The organism is uncultured Paracoccus sp. (assembly GCF_937873615.1).
Classification (GTDB): Bacteria; Pseudomonadota; Alphaproteobacteria; order Rhodobacterales; family Rhodobacteraceae; genus Paracoccus.
In genome coordinates this window covers 1-18,642 of sequence record NZ_CALMYP010000040.1, presented here as the reverse complement: position 1 = coordinate 18,642, position 18,642 = coordinate 1, and the positions used below count along the sequence as shown (strand labels likewise).

20 protein-coding genes are annotated in these 18,642 nt (G+C 64.8%); 9 read left to right on the top strand and 11 right to left on the bottom strand.

The window, feature by feature from the left end; genetic code table 11:
* Positions 1-8: 8 nt before the first annotated feature.
* The gene (locus tag Q0330_RS10465) at positions 9-1,043 is read right to left on the bottom strand and encodes a rod shape-determining protein (protein WP_299478417.1); all 1,035 of its coding nucleotides are present in this window, start codon (positions 1,041-1,043) and stop codon (positions 9-11) included.
* Positions 1,044-1,306: 263 nt separating this feature from the next.
* Between Q0330_RS10465 and Q0330_RS10460 the strand changes: the two genes are divergently transcribed.
* Positions 1,307-2,137 carry a glycosyltransferase gene (locus Q0330_RS10460; protein WP_299478414.1) on the top strand — a complete coding sequence of 277 codons (831 nt, stop codon included), beginning with the start codon at positions 1,307-1,309 and terminating at the stop codon, positions 2,135-2,137.
* A gap of 49 nt (positions 2,138-2,186) precedes the next feature.
* On the opposite strand, the gene Q0330_RS10455 is transcribed toward Q0330_RS10460, so the two are convergent.
* The 5 genes from Q0330_RS10455 to folK form a co-directional block, all read right to left on the bottom strand.
* On the bottom strand, positions 2,187-3,749 hold the full coding sequence (locus tag Q0330_RS10455; RefSeq protein WP_299478411.1) for a 2-isopropylmalate synthase: 1,563 nt from the start codon (positions 3,747-3,749) through the stop codon (positions 2,187-2,189).
* Between the two features lie 233 nt (positions 3,750-3,982).
* A complete protein-coding gene (locus Q0330_RS10450; RefSeq protein ID WP_299478408.1) occupies positions 3,983-4,651 on the bottom strand; it encodes a DUF2062 domain-containing protein in 669 nt (222 codons plus the stop codon).
* A gap of 63 nt (positions 4,652-4,714) precedes the next feature.
* Positions 4,715-6,841 carry a bifunctional (p)ppGpp synthetase/guanosine-3',5'-bis(diphosphate) 3'-pyrophosphohydrolase gene (locus tag Q0330_RS10445; RefSeq protein WP_299478405.1) on the bottom strand — a complete coding sequence of 709 codons (2,127 nt, stop codon included), beginning with the start codon at positions 6,839-6,841 and terminating at the stop codon, positions 4,715-4,717.
* 19 nt (positions 6,842-6,860) lie between these two features.
* Positions 6,861-7,217, bottom strand: coding sequence for a DNA-directed RNA polymerase subunit omega (gene rpoZ, locus Q0330_RS10440; protein WP_299478402.1), 357 nt, complete (start codon positions 7,215-7,217; stop codon positions 6,861-6,863).
* A 7-nt stretch (positions 7,218-7,224) separates the two neighbouring features.
* Entirely contained in the window at positions 7,225-7,881 is a 657-nt protein-coding gene (gene folK, locus Q0330_RS10435; RefSeq protein ID WP_366518326.1) for a 2-amino-4-hydroxy-6-hydroxymethyldihydropteridine diphosphokinase, read from the bottom strand.
* A gap of 49 nt (positions 7,882-7,930) precedes the next feature.
* On the opposite strand from folK, the gene Q0330_RS10430 reads away from it, so the two are divergent.
* Positions 7,931-8,515 (top strand): NYN domain-containing protein, encoded by a 585-nt coding sequence (locus Q0330_RS10430; RefSeq protein ID WP_299478399.1) that lies wholly within the window; start codon positions 7,931-7,933, stop codon positions 8,513-8,515.
* Between the two features lie 102 nt (positions 8,516-8,617).
* Here Q0330_RS10430 and Q0330_RS10425 read toward each other — a convergent pair whose 3' ends face one another.
* Positions 8,618-9,796 (bottom strand): PQQ-dependent sugar dehydrogenase, encoded by a 1,179-nt coding sequence (locus Q0330_RS10425; RefSeq protein WP_299478396.1) that lies wholly within the window; start codon positions 9,794-9,796, stop codon positions 8,618-8,620.
* A 129-nt stretch (positions 9,797-9,925) separates the two neighbouring features.
* On the opposite strand from Q0330_RS10425, the gene ispH reads away from it, so the two are divergent.
* Genes ispH through rnhA form a run of 4 tightly spaced genes read left to right on the top strand, consistent with a single transcriptional unit; the run spans position 9,926 to position 12,629 of the window.
* On the top strand, positions 9,926-10,882 hold the full coding sequence (gene ispH / locus Q0330_RS10420) for a 4-hydroxy-3-methylbut-2-enyl diphosphate reductase (RefSeq protein WP_299478393.1): 957 nt from the start codon (positions 9,926-9,928) through the stop codon (positions 10,880-10,882).
* A gap of 48 nt (positions 10,883-10,930) precedes the next feature.
* The gene (locus Q0330_RS10415; protein WP_299478390.1) at positions 10,931-11,536 is read left to right on the top strand and encodes a glutathione S-transferase family protein; all 606 of its coding nucleotides are present in this window, start codon (positions 10,931-10,933) and stop codon (positions 11,534-11,536) included.
* Positions 11,533-12,135, top strand: a complete 603-nt coding sequence (locus Q0330_RS10410; RefSeq protein WP_299478386.1) for a LysE family translocator — start codon at positions 11,533-11,535, stop codon at positions 12,133-12,135. The genes Q0330_RS10415 and Q0330_RS10410 overlap by 4 nt, the downstream gene beginning before the upstream one ends.
* Before the next feature lie 41 nt (positions 12,136-12,176).
* Positions 12,177-12,629: a ribonuclease HI gene (rnhA, locus tag Q0330_RS10405; RefSeq protein WP_299478383.1), complete on the top strand. Its 453-nt coding sequence runs from the start codon at positions 12,177-12,179 to the stop codon at positions 12,627-12,629.
* Here rnhA and Q0330_RS10400 read toward each other — a convergent pair.
* Positions 12,617-13,150, bottom strand: coding sequence for a DUF177 domain-containing protein (locus Q0330_RS10400; protein ID WP_299478380.1), 534 nt, complete (start codon positions 13,148-13,150; stop codon positions 12,617-12,619). The genes rnhA and Q0330_RS10400 overlap by 13 nt on opposite strands.
* A gap of 123 nt (positions 13,151-13,273) precedes the next feature.
* Between Q0330_RS10400 and bamE the strand changes: the two genes are divergently transcribed.
* Entirely contained in the window at positions 13,274-13,720 is a 447-nt protein-coding gene (gene bamE / locus Q0330_RS10395) for an outer membrane protein assembly factor BamE (RefSeq protein WP_299478377.1), read from the top strand.
* An 11-nt stretch (positions 13,721-13,731) separates the two neighbouring features.
* Here bamE and msrB read toward each other — a convergent pair whose 3' ends face one another.
* On the bottom strand, positions 13,732-14,121 hold the full coding sequence (msrB, locus tag Q0330_RS10390; protein ID WP_299478374.1) for a peptide-methionine (R)-S-oxide reductase MsrB: 390 nt from the start codon (positions 14,119-14,121) through the stop codon (positions 13,732-13,734).
* Positions 14,122-14,200: 79 nt separating this feature from the next.
* Between msrB and Q0330_RS10385 the strand changes: the two genes are divergently transcribed.
* Complete coding sequence (locus Q0330_RS10385) at positions 14,201-14,953, top strand: GNAT family N-acyltransferase (protein WP_299478370.1); 753 nt, start codon at positions 14,201-14,203, stop codon at positions 14,951-14,953.
* Positions 14,954-14,974: 21 nt separating this feature from the next.
* Here the strand turns inward: Q0330_RS10385 and Q0330_RS10380 are convergent, their stop codons facing one another.
* A complete protein-coding gene (locus tag Q0330_RS10380; protein WP_299478367.1) occupies positions 14,975-15,724 on the bottom strand; it encodes a MipA/OmpV family protein in 750 nt (249 codons plus the stop codon).
* 146 nt (positions 15,725-15,870) lie between these two features.
* Positions 15,871-17,718 carry an ABC-F family ATP-binding cassette domain-containing protein gene (locus Q0330_RS10375; RefSeq protein WP_299478364.1) on the bottom strand — a complete coding sequence of 616 codons (1,848 nt, stop codon included), beginning with the start codon at positions 17,716-17,718 and terminating at the stop codon, positions 15,871-15,873.
* A gap of 91 nt (positions 17,719-17,809) precedes the next feature.
* Between Q0330_RS10375 and Q0330_RS10370 the strand changes: the two genes are divergently transcribed.
* Positions 17,810-18,583, top strand: coding sequence for a hypothetical protein (locus tag Q0330_RS10370; RefSeq protein ID WP_299478361.1), 774 nt, complete (start codon positions 17,810-17,812; stop codon positions 18,581-18,583).
* Positions 18,584-18,642: the final 59 nt, after the last annotated feature.

The following is an 18,642-nucleotide window of genomic DNA, read 5'->3' as shown; positions in this document are numbered from 1 at the left end:
GCCCCGCCTCAGCTGTCGTAGTCGATGACGTGACGCAGCTGCTTTTCGAATTCCAGCGCCTTGCCGGTGCCAAGCGCCACGCAGCTCATCGGCTGATCGGCGATGGAGATCGACAGCCCGGTCTGCTCGCGCAGCGCCAGGTCCAGCTCGCCCAGCATGGCGCCGCCACCGGTCAGCATGACGCCGCGATCGACGATATCGGCGGCCAGATCGGGCGGCGTCGCTTCCAGCGCCACCATCACCGCCTCGCAGATCTGCTGGACGGGTTCGGCCAGGGCCTCGGCGACCATGGCCTGAGTGATCTCCAGCTCGCGCGGGACACCGTTCAGCAGGTCGCGACCGCGCACCGGCAGGGTGGCGCCGCGCCCGTCATCGGGCATCCGCGCGGTGCCGATCGAGGTTTTCACGCGCTCGGCGGTCTGATCGCCGATCAGCAGGTTATGGTTGCGGCGCAGATAGTTGATGATCGCCTCGTCCATGCGGTCGCCGCCGATACGGACCGAGCGCGCATAGACCACATCGCCCAGCGACAGCACCGCGACCTCGGTCGTGCCGCCGCCGATATCGACCACCATCGAGCCGGTCGGCTCGGTGATCGGCATACCCGCGCCAATGGCTGCGGCGATGGGTTCCGCGATCAGCCCGGCCTTGCGCGCACCTGCCGACAGCACCGACTGGCGGATGGCACGTTTCTCGACCGGGGTGGCGCCATGCGGCACGCAGACGATGATCTTCGGTTTCGAGAAGGTGGTGCGCTTGAACACCTTCTTGATGAAATGCTTGATCATTTCCTCGGCGCTGTCGAAATCGGCGATGACGCCCTCGCGCATTGGCCGGATCGCCTCGATGGAACCCGGCGTGCGGCCCAGCATCAGCTTGGCGTCTTCGCCCACGGCCAGAACCTGCTTCTTGCCGTCCTTGACGTGATAGGCCACCACCGAAGGTTCGTTCAGGATGATCCCCTTGCCCTTCACATAGACGAGCGTGTTCGCCGTCCCGAGGTCGATCGCTATATCGGTAGAGAACAGCCCGAAGAACGCCATGCCTGTATCCTTTTCGTGCCGGTTGTCCCGGCCTGTCCATATAGGTTTCCGCCCAGCCGGGAATCGCGCCCGGCGCAGCGCGTCGCCCCATATAAAAGGCCGAGTGGCTTCGCGAAAGCCCTGATTTCCAGTAATCATGGGGTTTCGCGTTGCGCTTGATGCCTCGTCATGATCCCGCCCGACGCGCAGCGCCGGTTGCGTCCGCCGCCCGACCGCGCCTAATCTGCGGCCCGCACCCTTCTCAGCCGGAGCCGCAGCCTGCCATGAATGATCGAATCGTCGGGATCTGCCGCTTCTCCTTCCTGGGTCTTGGCGACTGGATCGGGATGCGGGGCGGCGGCGATGCATCGCCCGAACGCATCGCCCATCAGGCGGCGCAGATCTATGCGCCCGACCGGCTGGAACGGCGCTTCGCTGCCTTCGAGACCCTGTTCCTGCCCTGGGTTGCCGCCCAGACCGACCCGGATTTCGAGCTGTGGATCCTGACCTCGCCCGAATTGCCGGCACCCGACATGGCCCGGCTGCGCGATCTTTGCGCGCAGATGCCGCAGATCCGCATCATCGTTTCGGCTGAGCGCGACTGCAAAGCCGCGCTGGCCGAGCCGCTGATGCAAGTGGCTCAGGCGGCTGGCGGGCCGGTCATGCAGTTCCGCATCGACGATGACGACGCGCTCAGCCGGCATTACATCGCCCGGCTGCGGGCCCATATGCGCCGCTTTCAGGATATGCGCACGGTTGCGATCAGCATGGCCTGCGGGCTGATCCTGCGCAGCTATGGCGACGAGCCGGTCAGTTTCTGGCGCGCGAAACAGCTGTTCGGCAGTGCCGGGGCGGCTGTGCGGATGGCGGATCGCTCTCGTTCAGTCTTTTCGCGCAACCATTTCGACCTGCCGCGCCATTTCCCGGCTTTCTCGGATATCGAAGGGCTGAACTATGTCCAGCTTCGCTGGGATGCGGGGGATTCCGCCGCACCCGCGCAGATGAATTGGGACAGCCGCCATGTCGCGCTTGCCCTGGCGCATTTCGAGGCGCTGATCGAGGACGATTTTCCCTTCCTCAAGAATGCCGATTTCGGCTTCATGACTGGCGCATGAAAAAGGCCGGGCGCGCGGCCCGGCCTTCGATCTTCGCAAGCGTCGCCACTTAATGCGAATACATGCTGACCTGCTTGGCATCGCCATCCTTGCCGATGGCCTCACGCCTCGCGCGCAGCCGGTTCAGCGCCCCGACATAGGCCTTCACGCTGGCCAGGATGGTGTCGGTATCGGCGGCCTGCCCGGTGGCGATGCGGCCCTCTTCCTCCATCCGCACGGAAACCGTCGCCTGCGCATCGGTGCCCTCGGTCACGGCATGAACCTGATAGAGTTGCAGCACCGCCTGATGCGGATAGATCTCGGTCACGGCGTTGAAGACGGCATCGACCGGCCCGTCGCCGGTGGTCGAGGCGGTCTTTTCCTGCCCGTCCACGATCAGGGTCAGATCCGCCGATTGCCCGTCGCTGCCGCAGACCACGCGCAGATGCTTGACCTGCAGGTAATCGTCGCCGGTATTGGCGGCGCTGTCCTGCATCAACGCGACGATATCGTCGTCATAGACTTCCTTCTTGCGGTCGGCCAAAGCCTTGAAGCGGACGAAGACATCCTTCAACTGGTTGTCGCCGACCTCGTATCCCAGATCCTTCAGCTTCGAGCGCAGCGCGGCGCGGCCCGAATGCTTGCCCATGGCGATATTGGTCTCGTTCAAGCCGATATCGGCGGGGCGCATGATCTCGAAGGTTTCGACATTCTTCAGCACCCCGTCCTGATGGATGCCGCTTTCATGCAGGAAGGCGTTCTTGCCGACGATGGCCTTGTTGAACTGCACCGGAAAGCCCGAGACCTGCGCCACCCGGCGCGAGATGCCCATGATCTTGGTGGTGTCGATCTCGGTGTCATAGGGCATGATGTCATGGCGCACACGCAGCGCCATCACCACTTCCTCCAGCGCGGTATTGCCGGCGCGTTCGCCCAACCCGTTGATAGTGCATTCGATCTGGCGCGCGCCGGCTTCCACCGCGGCCAGGCTGTTGGCGGTGGCCATGCCCAGGTCGTTATGGCAATGGGTGGCGAAGATCACCTCGTCGGCGCCCGGCACGCGCTCGATCAGCATCCGGATCAGGTCGGCGCTTTCGCGCGGCGCGGTATAGCCGACCGTATCGGGGATGTTGATCGTGGTCGCACCGCATCTGATGGCGATCTCGACCACCCGGCACAGATAGTCGTGTTCCGTCCGCGTCGCGTCCATGGGCGACCATTGCACATTGTCGCAGAGGTTGCGGGCATGGGTCACGGTCTGCTCGATCCGTTCGGCCATCTGGTCCATGTCCAGATTGGGAATGGCGCGGTGCAGGGGCGAGGTGCCGATGAAGGTGTGGATGCGCGGGCGTTTCGCGTGTTTGACCGCTTCCCAGCAGCGGTCGATATCGGGAAATTGCGCGCGCGCCAGCCCGCAGATCACGCTGTTCTTCGCCTGTTTCGCGATTTCCGAGACGGCGGCGAAATCGCCTTCCGAGGCGATCGGGAAGCCGGCCTCGATGATGTCCACGCCCATCTCGTCCAGCATGGCGGCGATTTCCAGCTTCTCGGCATGGGACATGGTGGCGCCCGGCGACTGCTCGCCGTCGCGCAGGGTGGTGTCGAAGATATATACGCGGTTCTTGTCGGTCATTGTCTTGCTTCTTTCGCTGATTGGAATCCTGAGGCCGGGCGCTTGGCCTGACTGAGCGGCGGCCCGGCAGGACCCGCTCAGCGCAGCGTAAGAAGAAGCAGACCGCGGAGGTTCACGGCGAAACGCGCGCCGATCTGCGCGTTGCGGGAAGGGGCGATATGTCGCATCCGGGTCATGGCGCCGACTATACAAGCGGACGCGGCGATGAAAAGCCCAAATCTGTCATTGCCGTATCAGGGTGGCGGATCATCCGGTCGTGGGCCGGCCTGCGGCTTGGCCGGGGGGGTGCCGACACTGCGAATACGCTCGATCCGTTTGGCCAGCTTCCGTGCCCGCCGGCGGTGATAGGCGCGGATCACCGGCACCGTCAGGTAATGCGCGACCACGGCGGCAATGATGCCAAGGATCAGCCCGCCGACCATATAGGGCTGGTAGATGTCGTGATAGAAGGAACCCAGCCGGTCCCAATGCGGCGTTCCGTGGCCGAACATGGCGGTGAAATTGTGCCAGACCTGCATGGAGGCATCGGCGGATTCGTTCAGGATCTTCTTCGCCGACAGCCGGCCATGGGTGCCCAGAAGCTCGCGCCCCAGCCAGGTCGAGGCATAGGCGATGAAGGGGAAGGTGATCGGGTTGCCGACAAATGTCGCCAGCAGCGACGCCAGGATATTGCCGCCAATGACCCAGGCAATGCCTGCGGCCGCAAGGAAATGGAGCCCGTGCAGCGGCGTGAAGGAAATGAACACCCCCGCCGCGACCCCGCGTCCGATCTTGTGCGGCTGATCGGGCAGCCGCCGCAACCGATACAGCACATATTGCCCCGCGCGCAGCCAGCCGCCGCGCGGATAGATCATCTCGGTCGCGATCTGCGAATAGCTGCGGGGTTTGCGGCGCTTGAACATGACGAAAGGGTATGCGGAACGGGTAACAGAAGGATTAACGGGTCAAACAGTAACGCGATCAATCTAGGGTGCCAGGTCCGGCCTGAGAAGGCGCGTGACCTGCGCCACGTCCGATTCTGCCTCCAGCGCGGTCAGAAGTGCGTGAAGCTGGTCCAGCCCGTGCAACTCGACCTCGATTTCGAGCCGGTAGAAATCGGGCTTGCGGTCGGCAAAGGTCAGGTTCGAGATATTGGCCCCCTGGCTGCCGATCAGCGTGCAGATACGCCCCAGAACGCCGGCATCGTGGCGGATGGTGACTGAAAGCGTGACCGGATAGGCCGGCGGATGGCGCCCCTCGCGCCATTGCAGGTCGACCCAACGCTTCATGTCCTCTTCATTGTCCAGCTCGGCCAGGGCCGGGCAGTCGATGGAATGGATGATGACGCCGCGGCCGCGATAGGTGATGCCGACGATCCGCTCTCCCGGCAGCGGCTGGCAGCATTGCGCGCGCCCCAATGTCTGATCGGCCTCCAGCCCGGCCACCGGGCGCTTGGGATCGACGGTTTCCTTGTGGTCGCTGAGTTCGGGGTAAAGCGTTGTCAGCACGTCCTGCGCAGACATCTCGGCGCAGCCGATCCGGGCCAGCAATTCGTCCGAATCGGGCAAGGCCAGCTTGGTCGCCGCCGTGCGCAGCGCCTTGTCGGTGACGCGCCGGCCATGATGTTCGAAACTGATCCGCACCAGTTCGGCACCGAGCCGGATCAGGCGCGCCCGGTCCTCCTCGCGCAGGGATCTGCGGATCGCGGCCTTGGCACGGCCGGTCTGGACGATCTCCAGCCAGGCGGCCTGCGGACGCTGGCCGGCGGCGGTGATGATCTCGACCAATTGGCCGTTCTTCAGCCGGGTCCAGAGCGGCACCCGGATGCCATCGACCTTGGCGCCCACGGTGCTGTTGCCGATCCGCGTATGGATCGCATAGGCGAAGTCGATGGGCGTCGCGCCTTTCGGCAGCTGGATCACATCGCCCTTCGGCGTGAAGATGAAGACCTGGTCGGAATACATCTCCAGCTTGACGTGCTCCAGGAACTCGTCGTGATCCTCGCCCCCCAACCGGTCATTGAGCTGGGCGATCCATTCCGCCGGATCGACGGCAAAAGGGTTCGTCGAGCGTTGCCCGTCGCGATAAGCCCAATGCGCCGCCACGCCCGCCTCGGCGACCTCGTGCATCTGGCGGGTGCGGATCTGGACTTCGACCCGCTTGCCGTCGCGGCCGGTCACGGTGGTGTGGATCGAGCGATAGCCATTCGATTTCGGCTGGCTGATGTAATCCTTGAACCGCCCCGGCACTGCCCGCCAGCGGCGATGGATCAGCCCAAGCGCGCGGTAGCATTCGCTTTCCGTGTCCACGATCACCCGGAAGCCATAGATATCCGACAGCCGAGAGAAGGTGAGCTGCTTTTCCTGCATCTTGCGCCAGACGCTGAACGGGCGCTTGGCGCGGCCATAGACATTGGCCTCGATGCCTTCGCGGTCAAGCTCGGTGCGGATGTCGCGGGTGATCTGGGCGATGACATCGCCCGATTCCTTCTGCAGGGTCAGGAAGCGGCGGATGATCGAGTTGCGGGCCTCGGGATTTATGACCTTGAAGGCCAGATCCTCAAGTTCTTCGCGCATCCACTGCATACCCATGCGACCGGCCAGCGGCGCATAGATATCCATGGTCTCGCGGGCCTTCTTGGCCTGCTTGTCGGGGCGCATGGCGCGGATCGTGCGCATATTGTGCAGCCGGTCCGCCAGCTTGACCAGGATCACCCGCAGATCGCGGGTCATGGCCATGAACAGCTTGCGGAAATTCTCGGCCTGCTTGGAATGCGCGCCGGAGAGTTCCAGATTGGTCAGCTTGGTGACCCCATCGACGAGATCCGCGATCTCGCGGCCGAATTTATCGGAAACCTCGGACCAGCTGGCGCGGGTATCCTCGATGGTGTCATGCAGAAGGGCGGTGACCAACGTCGCATCGTCCAGCCGCATCTCGGTCAGGATGGCGGCGACGGCGACGGGATGGGTGAAATAGGGCTCGCCCGAATGGCGTGTCTGGCCCTCATGCATCCGCTGGCCGTAATCATAGGCCAGCCGGATCAGCTTTTCATCGGTGCGCGGATTGTAGTTGCGGATCAGCGCGATCAGGTCTTCGACATCGAACTTGTCCAATCGAAAACCCCGTTCACCCTCAGCCGCGCTGGTTCGCTTCCAGCATCATCCGCAGCATCCTTTCCTCCGATTCCTCGTCGGCGGGCTTCGGACGGTCGACCTCGGCACCCAGCAGAAGCGCCATGGCGTCTTCCTCCGGCTCGTCGACCTCGATCTGGGTCTGGCTGGATTCGATCATCCGCTCGCGCAGGTCGTCGACCTGCTGGGTTTCCTCGGCGATTTCGCGCAGGGCGACGACCGGGTTCTTGTCATTGTCGCGGTCGAGGCTCAGCGGGCTGCCGGTCGCGATTTCGCGGGCGCGATGCGATGCGAGCATCACCAGGTCGAAGCGGTTCGGAACCTTGTCAACGCAGTCTTCGACGGTCACGCGGGCCATGAATCACCTATCGGTTCGAATCAGAAAGGGCGGAAACGGTTACTTGGTGAGTCGCGGGCGGATTGTCAAGCGAAACCCGGAGGGCCGCGCGGTCTTCGGCGGGCAGGGCGGCCAGCATCTCTGCCACCGTCTGCCCGCTGCGCGGATGGTGCCAGAGCGGCGCGATCTCGGCCAGCGGCAGCAGCACGAAGGCGCGGTCCTGCATCCGCGGATGCGGCAGGATCAACTGCTCGGGCGTGCGGGTCATCTGTTCGGCCAGCGGCAGGCTGCGCCATGCGTCCTGCGTCGCGTGATCGGGCAGAACCAGTTGCCCCACGGCCAAAAGGTCAAGGTCGATCCCACGCGCCGCCCATCTTCTGCCGTCGCGCTGCCGCCCCAGTTCGGCCTCGATCTCATGGAGAACATGCAGCAATGCTTCGGGCGAAAGCGCCGTGTGCAGACAGGCGCAGGCATTGGCGTAATCGGGCCCGCTGCCAGCCGGAAAAGCCGGCGAATAGTAAATTTTGGAAACTGACCCTAGCGTAAGGTCGGGATGCCTGCTAATCAACTGCAGCGCGAAGCGAACCGATTGGTCAGGAGAACCTACCGAAGAAGACAAGTTTGCGCCAAGGGCGATCAGGGCTAAGTTGGTGGACATTCTGGTTTCGGTAATCGTTTCCAGCATTTGCAATTATCAGTTGGCATGCCTGCGCGGGCATGTCTAGGGAGTCTACGTGTTCTACAAAGATGATCGCCTCGCACTCTTCATTGACGGTGCAAACCTTTACGCGGCGGCCAAGTCCCTGGGCTTCGACATCGACTATAAGTTGTTGCGGCAAGAGTTCCAGCGCCGTGGAAAACTCCTCCGCGCCTATTATTACACGGCCCTGCTGGAGAACGAAGATTACTCGCCGATCCGGCCCCTTGTCGATTGGTTGCAGTATAACGGCTATTCCCTGGTGACCAAGGCGGCCAAGGAATACACCGATGCCCTGGGGCGCCGGAAGATCAAGGGCAATATGGACATCGAACTGACCGTCGACGCGATGGAGCTTGCGCCCCGGATGGATCATGCCGTCCTGTTTTCCGGCGACGGCGATTTCCGGCCCCTGGTCGAGGCGTTGCAGCGTGAGGGCGTCCGGGTCTCGGTCGTCTCGACGACGCGAAGCCAGCCGCCGATGATCGCCGACGAACTGCGCCGTCAGGCCGACAACTTCATCGAACTCGATGCGCTGCGCGACGTGATCGGGCGACCCCCGCGCGAGAACGGTCATCCGCAGCGCGACCCGTCCGAGCCGCCGCCGACGATCGAGACATGAATCGATCCCTGCGCCCCTGAACCGGGGGCGCGGGATCACCGTTGAGGGGGAGGTCCGGCGGGCACCTTTCGCCCCGTCGCCGCTGAGCAGACTCCTTGAAGCTCAGCGTTCAGGCGACAGGCGATAAAGCCCGCCATCCGCCTCATCCGTGACCACCCAGATGGTGCCGTCACCGGCCACCTGCACATCGCGGATCCGTCCGATGCCGGGATCGAGCCGTTCTTCACCGCTGACCTTGCCGCCGTCCAGCTTCAGCCGCACCAGCCCCGGCGGCCGCATCGCCCCGATCAGCAGATCGCCCTGCCAGCCGGGAAACAGCCTGCCCTCATAGAAATCCGCCCCCGAAGGCGCGATCACCGGGTCCCAGTAATAGACCGGCTGTTCCATCCCCTCGCGCGCGGTAATCCCCTCATTCACCGCGCTGCCATTGTAATTCCTGCCATAGGAAATCACCGGCCAGCCGTAATTGCGGCCCCGCTCCGGTCGGTTCAACTCGTCCCCGCCAAGCGGGCCATGCTCGATGGTCCAAAGCTGGCCCGCCTTGTCCAGCGTGGCCGCCTGCACATTGCGAAAGCCGCTGGCATAGATCTCGGGGCGCACACCGTCCCGACCGACAAAGGGATTGTCCGAAGGGATATTCCCGTCCGGCATGATCCGGATCAGCTTGCCGAGGTGATGGCCCATATCCTGCGCCGTGTCGCGGATCGGCACGTCGGAGCGCTCTCCCAGAGTGATGAACAGCGACCCATCCGGCGCCGGCACGATCCGGCTGCCGAAATGCAGCCCGCCGTCATAGGTCGGCATCTGCCGGAAGATCACCTCCACATCGCTGACCGAGGCCCCGTCCGGCGCCAGCACCATGCGCGCGACGGCGGTGCCATTGCCGCCCTCGCGCGGCTCGGCATAGCTGAGGAAGATCACCCGGCTGCCCGTGAAATCGGGCGAGATCGCCACATCCAGCAGCCCGCCCTGCCGCCTTGCATCGACCCTCGGAATGCCGCTCACCTCGCTCACGCGGCCATTGGCGTAATATCTCAGCCGTCCGGGCCGTTCGGTCACCAGCACGCCGCCATCGGGCAGAAGCGCGACCGCCCAGGGATGCTCCAGCCCCTTGATCACCGGCTCGACTTTCAGGGTCACGCCGCTTTGCATCGCCTCGGCCCGGGTCTGCCCGGCAAAGGCGGGCGGGAAATCCGTATTGGCCTTGCCCTGCGGCCAGGGCGCGGCATAAGAAGCGCCGGCGATCAGGGCGGCAAAAGCAGCGTTCAGCAGAAATCTCATATCCAATCTCCTTGTCTGCGTGCCGGAACCGGCCCCGATGGGGCTGGGCGGGCTTGGCTGTCAAAAGAACCTCCCGAGCCTAGCCCGGCTCCACTGGATTTTCCTGCACAAGCGCGTTACCTGCGGATCATGGAACAGGCCAAGCCCCCCCTGACGCTTTACCTCGCCGCCCCGCGCGGCTTCTGCGCTGGCGTCGACCGCGCCATCAAGATCGTCGAAATGGCGCTGCAGAAATGGGGCGCGCCGGTCTATGTCCGGCACGAGATCGTGCATAACAAATTCGTCGTCGACAGCCTGCGCGATCAGGGCGCCGTCTTCGTCGAGGAACTGGACGAATGCCCCGACGACCGCCCGGTGATCTTCTCGGCGCATGGCGTGCCGAAAGCCGTCCCGGCCGAGGCCCGACGGCGAGAGATGATCTTCGTCGATGCCACCTGTCCCCTTGTCAGCAAGGTCCATGTCGAGGCCGAGCGTCACCATGCCGAAGGCCTGCAGATGGTCATGATCGGCCATGCCGGCCACCCCGAGGTTCTGGGCACCATGGGCCAGTTGCCGGAAGGCGAGGTGCTGCTGGTCGAAACCGTCGAGGACGTGGCCGGCATCGCGCCGCGCGACCCCGACCGGCTGGCCTTCATCACCCAGACCACGCTCTCGGTCGATGATACGGCGGCCATCGTCGCCGCGCTGCAGGCGCGCTTTCCGGCGATCGTCGGCCCGGCCAAGGAAGACATCTGTTACGCCACCACCAATCGTCAGGCGGCGGTCAAGGCGGTGGCACCGATGATCGACGCGCTGCTGGTGATCGGGGCGCCCAACAGTTCCAATTCCCGCCGTCTGGTCGAGGTCGGACGCGCCGCCGGCTGCGCCTATAGCCAGCTGGTCATGCGGGCCGCCGAAATCGACTGGCGCGCGATGGAGGGTATCCGCGCCGTCGGCGTCACCGCCGGTGCCAGCGCCCCCGAGGTGCTGATCAACGAGGTCATCGACGCCTTCCGCGCCCGCTTCGATGTCACCGTCGAGATCGTCGAAACCGCGCAGGAAAATGTCGAATTCAAGGTCCCCCGGGTCTTGCGCGAACCGGCCTGATCTGTCCAGATCGCCCCGACTCCGACAGGCGGGGCAGGGTGATTTCAGATGAAGCTTTATTCGATGCCGTCCTCCGGCAATTCCTACAAGGTCCGGCTGCTGCTGGCGCTTCTTGGCCGCGAAGCCGAGATCGTCGATGTCGAGGACAGTTCGCCCGCCATTGCGACCGCCAAGGCCGAGGGCCGTCTGCCCTTCGGCAAGGCCCCGGTGCTGGAACTGGACGATGGCCGGCTGCTGCCCGAATCCAATGCCATTCTGTGCTATCTGGGCGAGGGCACGGGGTTTGTCCCCGCCGATCCGGTCCTGAAGGCGGAAATGCTCGGCTGGATGTTCTGGGAACAGAACCAGCATGAGGGCACCATCGCCGTGCGTGGCGCGCTGCAATTCTATCCGCCGCGCCGGCATCTGGCGACGCCCGAACGCATGGCCGACCTTCTGGAACGCGGCAATGCCCATCTTCAGATCATGGAGAATCGTCTGACCACCTGCGACTGGCTGGTCGGCGACGCCATCAGCCTCGCCGATATCTGCCTTTACGGCTATACCCATACGGCGGGCGAACGTGGCGGGTTTGACATGGGCCGTTTTCCGGCCATCAATGCATGGCTCGCGCGGATTGCCGCGCTGCCGGATTACAAGGGATTGGACACATGAGCTGGGATTACCTTCTGACCGCTTTCATCGTCTGCCTCGCGCCGGGGATCGGCGTGGTCTATACGCTCTCGACCACGCTCGGCGGCGGGTTTCGCGCCGGCTTCTGGGCGGCGCTCGGCTGCACCATCGCGACTGTGGTTCACATGATCGTCGCCATGGCCGGGCTGGCCGCCGTGCTGCATTCCAGCGCCCTGCTGTTTCAGGCGATCAAATTCGCCGGCGTCGCCTATCTGCTGTGGATGGCCTGGGCGGTGCTGAAGGATCGCGGCGGGCTGTCGGTGCGCCCGAGCGAGCCCGCCTCGCCCAGGGAACTGGTGCGGCGCGGCATCCTGCTGAACATCCTGAACCCCAAGCTGCCCCTGTTCTTCATGGCCTTCATTCCGCAATTCATGCCGGCAGGCGCGGGCATGGGGATGCTGATCCAGTTGGGCGCGGGCTTCACCCTGATGACCTTCGCGGTCTTCATGGGCTATGTCGCCCTTGCCGTCACCGGGCGCCAGCGTGTCCTGTCCAGCGAGGTCGCGATGGGCTGGATGCGCCGTGCCTTCGCCGCCAGTTTCGCGCTTCTTGGCCTGAAACTCGCGACCGAGCGCGCCTGATCGCCTTTTGCTTCCCCCCGGCTTCGTCTAGAAGCCGGGGCATGAGCGAATTGTTTGCATGGACCGACGGCGCGTGTTCCGGCAATCCCGGCCCCGGCGGCTGGGGTGTATTGATGCGCGCCATGGACGGCGAGAAGATCGTCAAGCAGCGCGAGCTGGAAGGTGGCGAGCCCGACACCACCAACAACCGGATGGAGCTGATGGCGGCGATTTCCGCGCTGGAGACCCTGACCCGTCCCTCGGCGATCACCATCACCACCGATTCGGCCTATGTGAAGAACGGCGTCACCAACTGGATTCACGGCTGGAAGCGCAACGGCTGGAAGACCGCCGACCGCAAGCCGGTGAAGAATGTCGATCTCTGGCAGCGGCTGGATGCGGCGCAATCGCGCCACCAGGTCAACTGGGAATGGATCAAGGGCCATGCCGGCCACCCGGAGAATGAGCGCGCCGACGAACTCGCCCGCGCCGGCATGGCGCCCTACAAGCCCTGATCGCCCTTCTTCAGCAGATCGGCCAGCCCGGCGAAGGGCTTTCGCCCCTCGTCCTCGGCCGGATCGTCACCGATGGCCGCCTCGGGCATCTCGGCCCCCGGCGACAGGGGATGGCTCGGCAGCGCCAGCGACAGCGCCTCCAGCGCGATATCGCCAAGCTCGATCCAGGCCCCCAGCGGCTCGATGCTGTCATCGCCCATCTCGACCTCTTCCTCGTCCGGCGCTGTCACATGGGGCGAGAAGATCAGCGTCACATCCTCGGCAATCGCCGTCTCGACCGGATCGAGCGTGATCGCGCAGGGCTGCACCACCCGCGCCACCAGCTTGCCCGACAGCGCCCAGTCCTCGGCGCCGGAGGCGCGAATCGCACCGCTGAAGCGCATCTCCGGCAGCGCCAGCAGCTCCATCTCGGCAGCGATCCGGGCGCGGGCCCCGGCATCGGGGGCAATATCGAATTCATTCGGGCGGCTGGGCGACAAATGCGCCACGCGCAGCCTCTCGGGGATGGGACGTCCTGCCAAACTGAGCCTTTCCAGATGGATTGAGAGCCGTGGCCCGCGATCTTCTTGAGCCAACCTGCCGAGTTTGCTAAGCCTCTCGGGCGGCGTCAACCGGGGCCGCGCATCTGGCGGGAATGACCTCATATGTTACCGATCCGTGGCCTTGTTATCGCGCTGACGCTTTTTGTCACCGGATGTGCACCGATTTACCGCAATCACGGCTATATTCCGCCCGAGGAAGACCTGGCGCTGATCCAGATCGGCCAGACCAGCCAGTTCGAGCTTGAGAGCATGATCGGCAGGCCAGGTTCGCAAGGCCTGCTGGAAGGATCGGGCTGGTTCTATGTCGGTTCGCGCTGGCGCCATTACGGCGCCATGCCCCCGCGAGAGATCGAGCGCGAGGTCGTCGCCATCCATTTCGCCCCCGATGGCACGGTTTCGAATGTCGAGCGTTTCGGCTTCGAGCAGGGCCGCATCGTGGTGCTGTCGCGCCGCGTGACCCAGACCAACGTGACCTCGACCAGTGCGATTCGTCAGGTCCTCGGCAATATCGGCAATTTCGATCCCACCGGCGCGCTCGGCGGCGACTGATCGGCGCCGGCCTATACTGCGGCAGGCACGAATCTGATCGCCACCCCATTGATGCAGTAACGCAGGCCGGTGGGCGGCGGCCCGTCGGGGAAGACATGGCCCAGATGGGCGTCGCAGTTATGGCAGCGAACCTCGGTGCGCATCATGCCGTGGCTCTGATCGACATGCTCGTCGATCTCGCCGCCGGGGGCGCTGAAACTCGGCCAGCCGCAATGGCTTTCGAACTTGGCATTCTGGGTGAACAGCGGCGCGTCGCAGCAGATGCAGGCGAAATAACCCTCGCCCTTCGGGAACCCCTGATGAGAGAAGGGGCGCTCGGTCCCGGCCTGCCGGGTGACGTAATATTCCGCATCGCTCAGCTGCGCCCGCCATTCCGCGTCGGATTTTACCAGCTTCGGCATTGAACTCTCCTGTTGCACGACCGTTACTAGATAGGAATATGCAGTCAGGTGACAAGATCGTGGCACCGGAGAGACCGAGATGATGCGCAAGACAGGCCGCTACAGGGCCCGGCTGGCCGAGACCGGGGCCGACCTTCAGGCCGCGCAACGCCTGCGCTGGCTGGCCTTCATCGGTCGGCGCGGTGCTGCGCCGGACCAGACCGCGCTCGATGCCGACGACCACGACGCCGCCTGCGCCCATGTGCTGATCGAGGATCAGCGCAGCGGCCAGCTTGTCGCCACCTTCCGCTTTCTGGCGCTCGCCAGCGGTGCCGAGATCGAACGCAGCTATTCCGCCCGCCATTACGACCTGCGCAAGCTGAAGGAATTTGCCGGCCCGATGGTCGAGATGGGGCGCTTCTGCACCCATCCCGAATATTCAGATCCCGACATCCTGCGCGTCGCCTGGGGCTGGATGACGGCTTACGTCGATGCCCATGGGGTGCAGCTTCTCTTTGGCTGTTCCTCCTTCATGGGGACCGAGACGCAGGGCTATCAGGACGCTTTCGCGCTTCTCAGGCAGCGCTATCTGGCGCCGCGCTGCTGGCTGCCACGGGTGAAGTCGCCGAAGGTCTTCCGCTTCGCGCGCGCGCTTGCCCGCTTCACGCCGGACCCGCGCCGGGCGCAGGCCGGGCTGCCGCCGCTTTTGCGGACCTATCTGCTGATGGGCGGCTGGGTCAGCGATCATGCCGTGGTCGACGACCAGCTTGGCACGCTGCATGTTTTCACCGGGCTGGAAATCGCCGCCATCCCGCCCGCCCGCCAAAGGCTGCTGCGGCAGGTCGCGGGCTGACCTCGCGCGGGTCGAACCGGATCAGAAGTTGAAGTTCAGCCGGCGCACGATGCCCAGACGCAGGGTCGGCTGGTTCTTGTCCTGCACGATCGGGCTGTCTGCGGCATCGCCGACGATGCGAAGGAAACGGACCTCGCCCAGAAGGGCGGTCTTTTCGGTCAGCTGGTAACGCGCTTCCAGAATCGCGGCTGCGGTGTTGAAGCCGCCGCCGGGCCTGTATTCGCCGTATTCGGTATTGGCCGCTTCCTTGGCGCTGACGCCGAAATAGGTCTCGTTCAGCTTGCTGTCGCCATAACCGGCCTCGACGCCGGCCTGGAACGACCATTTGTCCGAAGTCGCGAAGTCGTATTTCACGCCCAATTCGCCGACGACGCCGTGATGGCCGCCGAAACCCTTGCGCACGGTGCCATAGGTGGACAGCCCGTCGCGGGTATAGGCCAGCTTCACCCCGGCCTCATAGGCGCGGCTGATATCGTCCATGCCCTTCAGCGCGTCGTCGTCATCTTCCTCGCGCGGGCCCATGATGTCGAAATTCGGCAGGATCGAGAAACCGTTGGCGCTGTCACGCCCGCCATAGGTGCCGACGCGCAGGTTGCGCAGCGTTACCCAGGGACCGACATCATGATCGTCCGCGCCCGCATATTTCGGCTTGGCAATGGCACCGATGCCGAAATCGAACTCGACCGAATCGATCCCGGAAACAGCAGCATCCTGCGACAGCGCAGGCGTTGCGAAGGCAAGGGCAGCGATCAGGGACAGGGCGAGTTTCATCGGCGTCGGACCTCATAACGAAAAGGTGGGCTTGCGCCCGTCGAGGGTCGGCATCGGGCAATCGGGGCGGGGAATCAAGCGCCACGGCCCGGTGCTGCAACCATCTTGAACCAGACGTGACCTTCGCGCAACGGATTGCTTGCGACTCAGCCGTTCTCGGCGCTTTCCAACCGCTCCAGCGCCTCCATCCACAGGCTTTCGGCGCGGATCATCGCCTCGCTCGCCTCGGCATGTTTGCGGCCCCATTTCTCGACCTCGGCCGGATCGTCATAAATTTTAGGATCGGCCATCTTCACGCCCAGCTTGTCCAGCATCTCGGCCAGCTTCTCGATCCGCTCCTCGGCCCGGCGGGCCTCGGCACGCAGTTCAAGGATCTCGTCGCGGCTGGCGCGCTTGCTTGCCGGCTTGGCGGGCGCGCGCGCCGGTCGGTCCTCGGGCGTCGACAGCAGCATGGCCCGGTAATCGTCCAGATCGCCCTGCCAGGGCGCCACCCCGCCCTGATCGACCAGCCACAGCCGATCCGCGACCAGTGACAGAAGGTGCATGTCATGGCTGACCAGCACCACGGCGCCGGTATAATCGTTCAGCGCCTCGGTCAAAGCCTCGCGGCTTTCGATGTCGAGGTGGTTCGTCGGTTCGTCCAGCACCAGCAGATGCGGCGCGTCGATGGTGGCAATGAGCAGCGACAGCCGCGCCTTCTGCCCGCCAGAGAGTTGCCCGACCTTCGTTTCGGCCTGCGCCTCCATCAGCCCGAAACCCGCCAGCCTCGCGCGCAGCCGGGCCGGGGTTTCATCGGGACGCAGCCGGCGGACATGATCCAGCGGCGTCTCGTCCAATTCCAGCTCATCGACCTGATGCTGGGCGAAATATCCGACCCGCAGCTTGCCCGAACGCGTGATCCGCCCTTCCATGGTCTCCAGCCGCTCGGCCAGCAGCTTCGACAGCGTCGACTTGCCCTGGCCGTTGCGGCCCAGCAGCGCGATGCGGTCGTCCTGATCTATGCGCAGGTTCAGCCGCCGCAGCACCTCGCGCGAACCATACCCGACCGAGACCTCCTCCATGGCGATGATCGGCGGCGAAAGCTGCTCGGGCGCGGGGAAGGTGAAACGGTGGAACTTCGCCTCTTCCGGCGCGGTGATCGGGTCCATGCGTTCCAGCATCTTGACCCGCGCCTGCGCCTGCTTGGCCTTCGAGGCCTTGGCCCGGAACCGGTCCACGAAGCTCTGCAGATGCGCCCGCCGCGCCTCCTGCTTCTTCGCTTCGGAGGCCTGCAACGCCCGCTTCTCGGCCCTTGTCCGGGCGAAGCTGTCGTAACCGCCGGTGTAAAGCACCAGCCTGCGGTTTTCGAGATGCAGGATATGGCCCACGGCGCGGTTCAACAACTCGCGGTCATGGCTGATGACGATGACCGTATGCGGATAGCGCGCCAGATAGCTTTCCAGCCAGAGCGCGCCTTCCAGGTCCAGATAGTTCGTCGGCTCGTCCAGCAGCAGCAGGTCCGGCTGCGCGAACAGCACGCCGGCCAGCGCCACCCGCATCCGCCAGCCGCCGGAATAATCGCTGGTCGGTTGCGCCTGGTCCTCGGTCGAGAAGCCGAGGCCCCGCAGGATCGTCGCCGCCCGCGCTTCGGCCGACCAGGCATCGATATCGGCCAGTCGCGTCTGGATCTCGGCGATGCGATGCGGATCGGTCGCGCTCTCCGCCTCCACCAGCAGGGCGGCGCGCTCCAGATCCGCGTCCAGCACCGTATCGAGCACGCTGCGCCCGGTCCCCGGCGCCTCCTGCGCCACGCCGCCGATGCGGGCGCGGGCGGGCAGGCCGATGGAACCGCCATCCAGCGCCAACTCCCCCCTCAGCAGCTTGAACAGCGTCGTCTTGCCGGTGCCGTTCGGCCCGACCAGCCCGACCTTGTGGCCATAGGGGATCGCCGCCGACGCATGTTCGAACAGTGGCCGCCCGGCAATGGAATAGGAGATGTCGTCAATACGCAGCATGGCGCCTGCCATGACCCAGCAAGCGGATTGCGTCAATGGCCCTCGCGGCCTATCACGGAACCGATTTCGCAGTTGAGGCCATTCCGCCCCCATGCATGATTTCGGCACATCCGGCCATCGGGCGCGGTTTCTCATCGTCACCCTGCCTCGCAGCGGCTCCTATCACCTGGCCTCGCTTCTGGGCAGCGCGCCCGACGTCACCTGCCTGGGAGAGCTCTACAAGCCCAACGCCGTCGAATTGCCGCCCTGGCTGCGCCAACAGGTCGGCTTCGCCCGCCACGATACCGCGCTGCGCGATGCCGATCCGCTGGGCTATCTGGCGCTGCTCATGGCCCATTGCGACAGCCCGGTCTTCGGCTTCAAGGAATTCCTGAACCGCATCCACCAGACCGGCATCGGCAAGCAGACGCTGCGCTCGCGGCACTGGCAGAAGATCTTCCTGTTCCGCAACCCGATCCGCAAATACCTCTCGCTCGCCCGCGCCATCCAGACCGGCGCCTATACCAAGACCGAACCCGGCGCAGCACCCGAGGATAACGCCGTGATCCGCTTCGATCCGCAGCTTTTCGATGAGACCATCCGCCTCGACGCCCAGCTGCGCCAGCGTTATCGAGACCTGAAAGCGCAGCATCCCCGCCGCAACATGGCCCTCGACTACCGAGAGCTGAACGATCCCGCCAGACAGGCCGGGATGCTGGATTTCATCCGCGCCGAGGCCGAGCCCGCCCAGTTGACCAGCATCTATCACCGCCAGAACTCCGCCCCGCTGGAGGAGAGCATTACCGATTACGAGGCCATGGCCGCCCATGCCCGCGCGACCGGGCAGGGGTCTGCACTGGACGACGCCCGCCACCCCGACGCCTGATCGGGCGTAAGCGTTGTCTGGCGATCACCTTCTGCTGACGGGATAGATTTGCGACTTGG

Coding starts and splice junctions, on each gene's coding strand:
- Q0330_RS10465 (WP_299478417.1), bottom strand. CDS start 1,043: ATGGCGTTCTTCGGGCTGTTCTCTACCGATATAGCGATCGACCTCGGG.
- Q0330_RS10460 (WP_299478414.1), top strand. CDS start 1,307: ATGAATGATCGAATCGTCGGGATCTGCCGCTTCTCCTTCCTGGGTCTT.
- Q0330_RS10455 (WP_299478411.1), bottom strand. CDS start 3,749: ATGACCGACAAGAACCGCGTATATATCTTCGACACCACCCTGCGCGAC.
- Q0330_RS10450 (WP_299478408.1), bottom strand. CDS start 4,651: ATGTTCAAGCGCCGCAAACCCCGCAGCTATTCGCAGATCGCGACCGAG.
- rpoZ (WP_299478402.1), bottom strand. CDS start 7,217: ATGGCCCGCGTGACCGTCGAAGACTGCGTTGACAAGGTTCCGAACCGC.
- folK (WP_366518326.1), bottom strand. CDS start 7,881: ATGCTGGAAACGATTACCGAAACCAGAATGTCCACCAACTTAGCCCTG.
- Q0330_RS10425 (WP_299478396.1), bottom strand. CDS start 9,796: ATGAGATTTCTGCTGAACGCTGCTTTTGCCGCCCTGATCGCCGGCGCT.
- ispH (WP_299478393.1), top strand. CDS start 9,926: ATGGAACAGGCCAAGCCCCCCCTGACGCTTTACCTCGCCGCCCCGCGC.
- Q0330_RS10415 (WP_299478390.1), top strand. CDS start 10,931: ATGAAGCTTTATTCGATGCCGTCCTCCGGCAATTCCTACAAGGTCCGG.
- Q0330_RS10410 (WP_299478386.1), top strand. CDS start 11,533: ATGAGCTGGGATTACCTTCTGACCGCTTTCATCGTCTGCCTCGCGCCG.
- rnhA (WP_299478383.1), top strand. CDS start 12,177: ATGAGCGAATTGTTTGCATGGACCGACGGCGCGTGTTCCGGCAATCCC.
- bamE (WP_299478377.1), top strand. CDS start 13,274: ATGTTACCGATCCGTGGCCTTGTTATCGCGCTGACGCTTTTTGTCACC.
- msrB (WP_299478374.1), bottom strand. CDS start 14,121: ATGCCGAAGCTGGTAAAATCCGACGCGGAATGGCGGGCGCAGCTGAGC.
- Q0330_RS10385 (WP_299478370.1), top strand. CDS start 14,201: ATGATGCGCAAGACAGGCCGCTACAGGGCCCGGCTGGCCGAGACCGGG.
- Q0330_RS10380 (WP_299478367.1), bottom strand. CDS start 15,724: ATGAAACTCGCCCTGTCCCTGATCGCTGCCCTTGCCTTCGCAACGCCT.
- Q0330_RS10375 (WP_299478364.1), bottom strand. CDS start 17,718: ATGCTGCGTATTGACGACATCTCCTATTCCATTGCCGGGCGGCCACTG.
- Q0330_RS10370 (WP_299478361.1), top strand. CDS start 17,810: ATGCATGATTTCGGCACATCCGGCCATCGGGCGCGGTTTCTCATCGTC.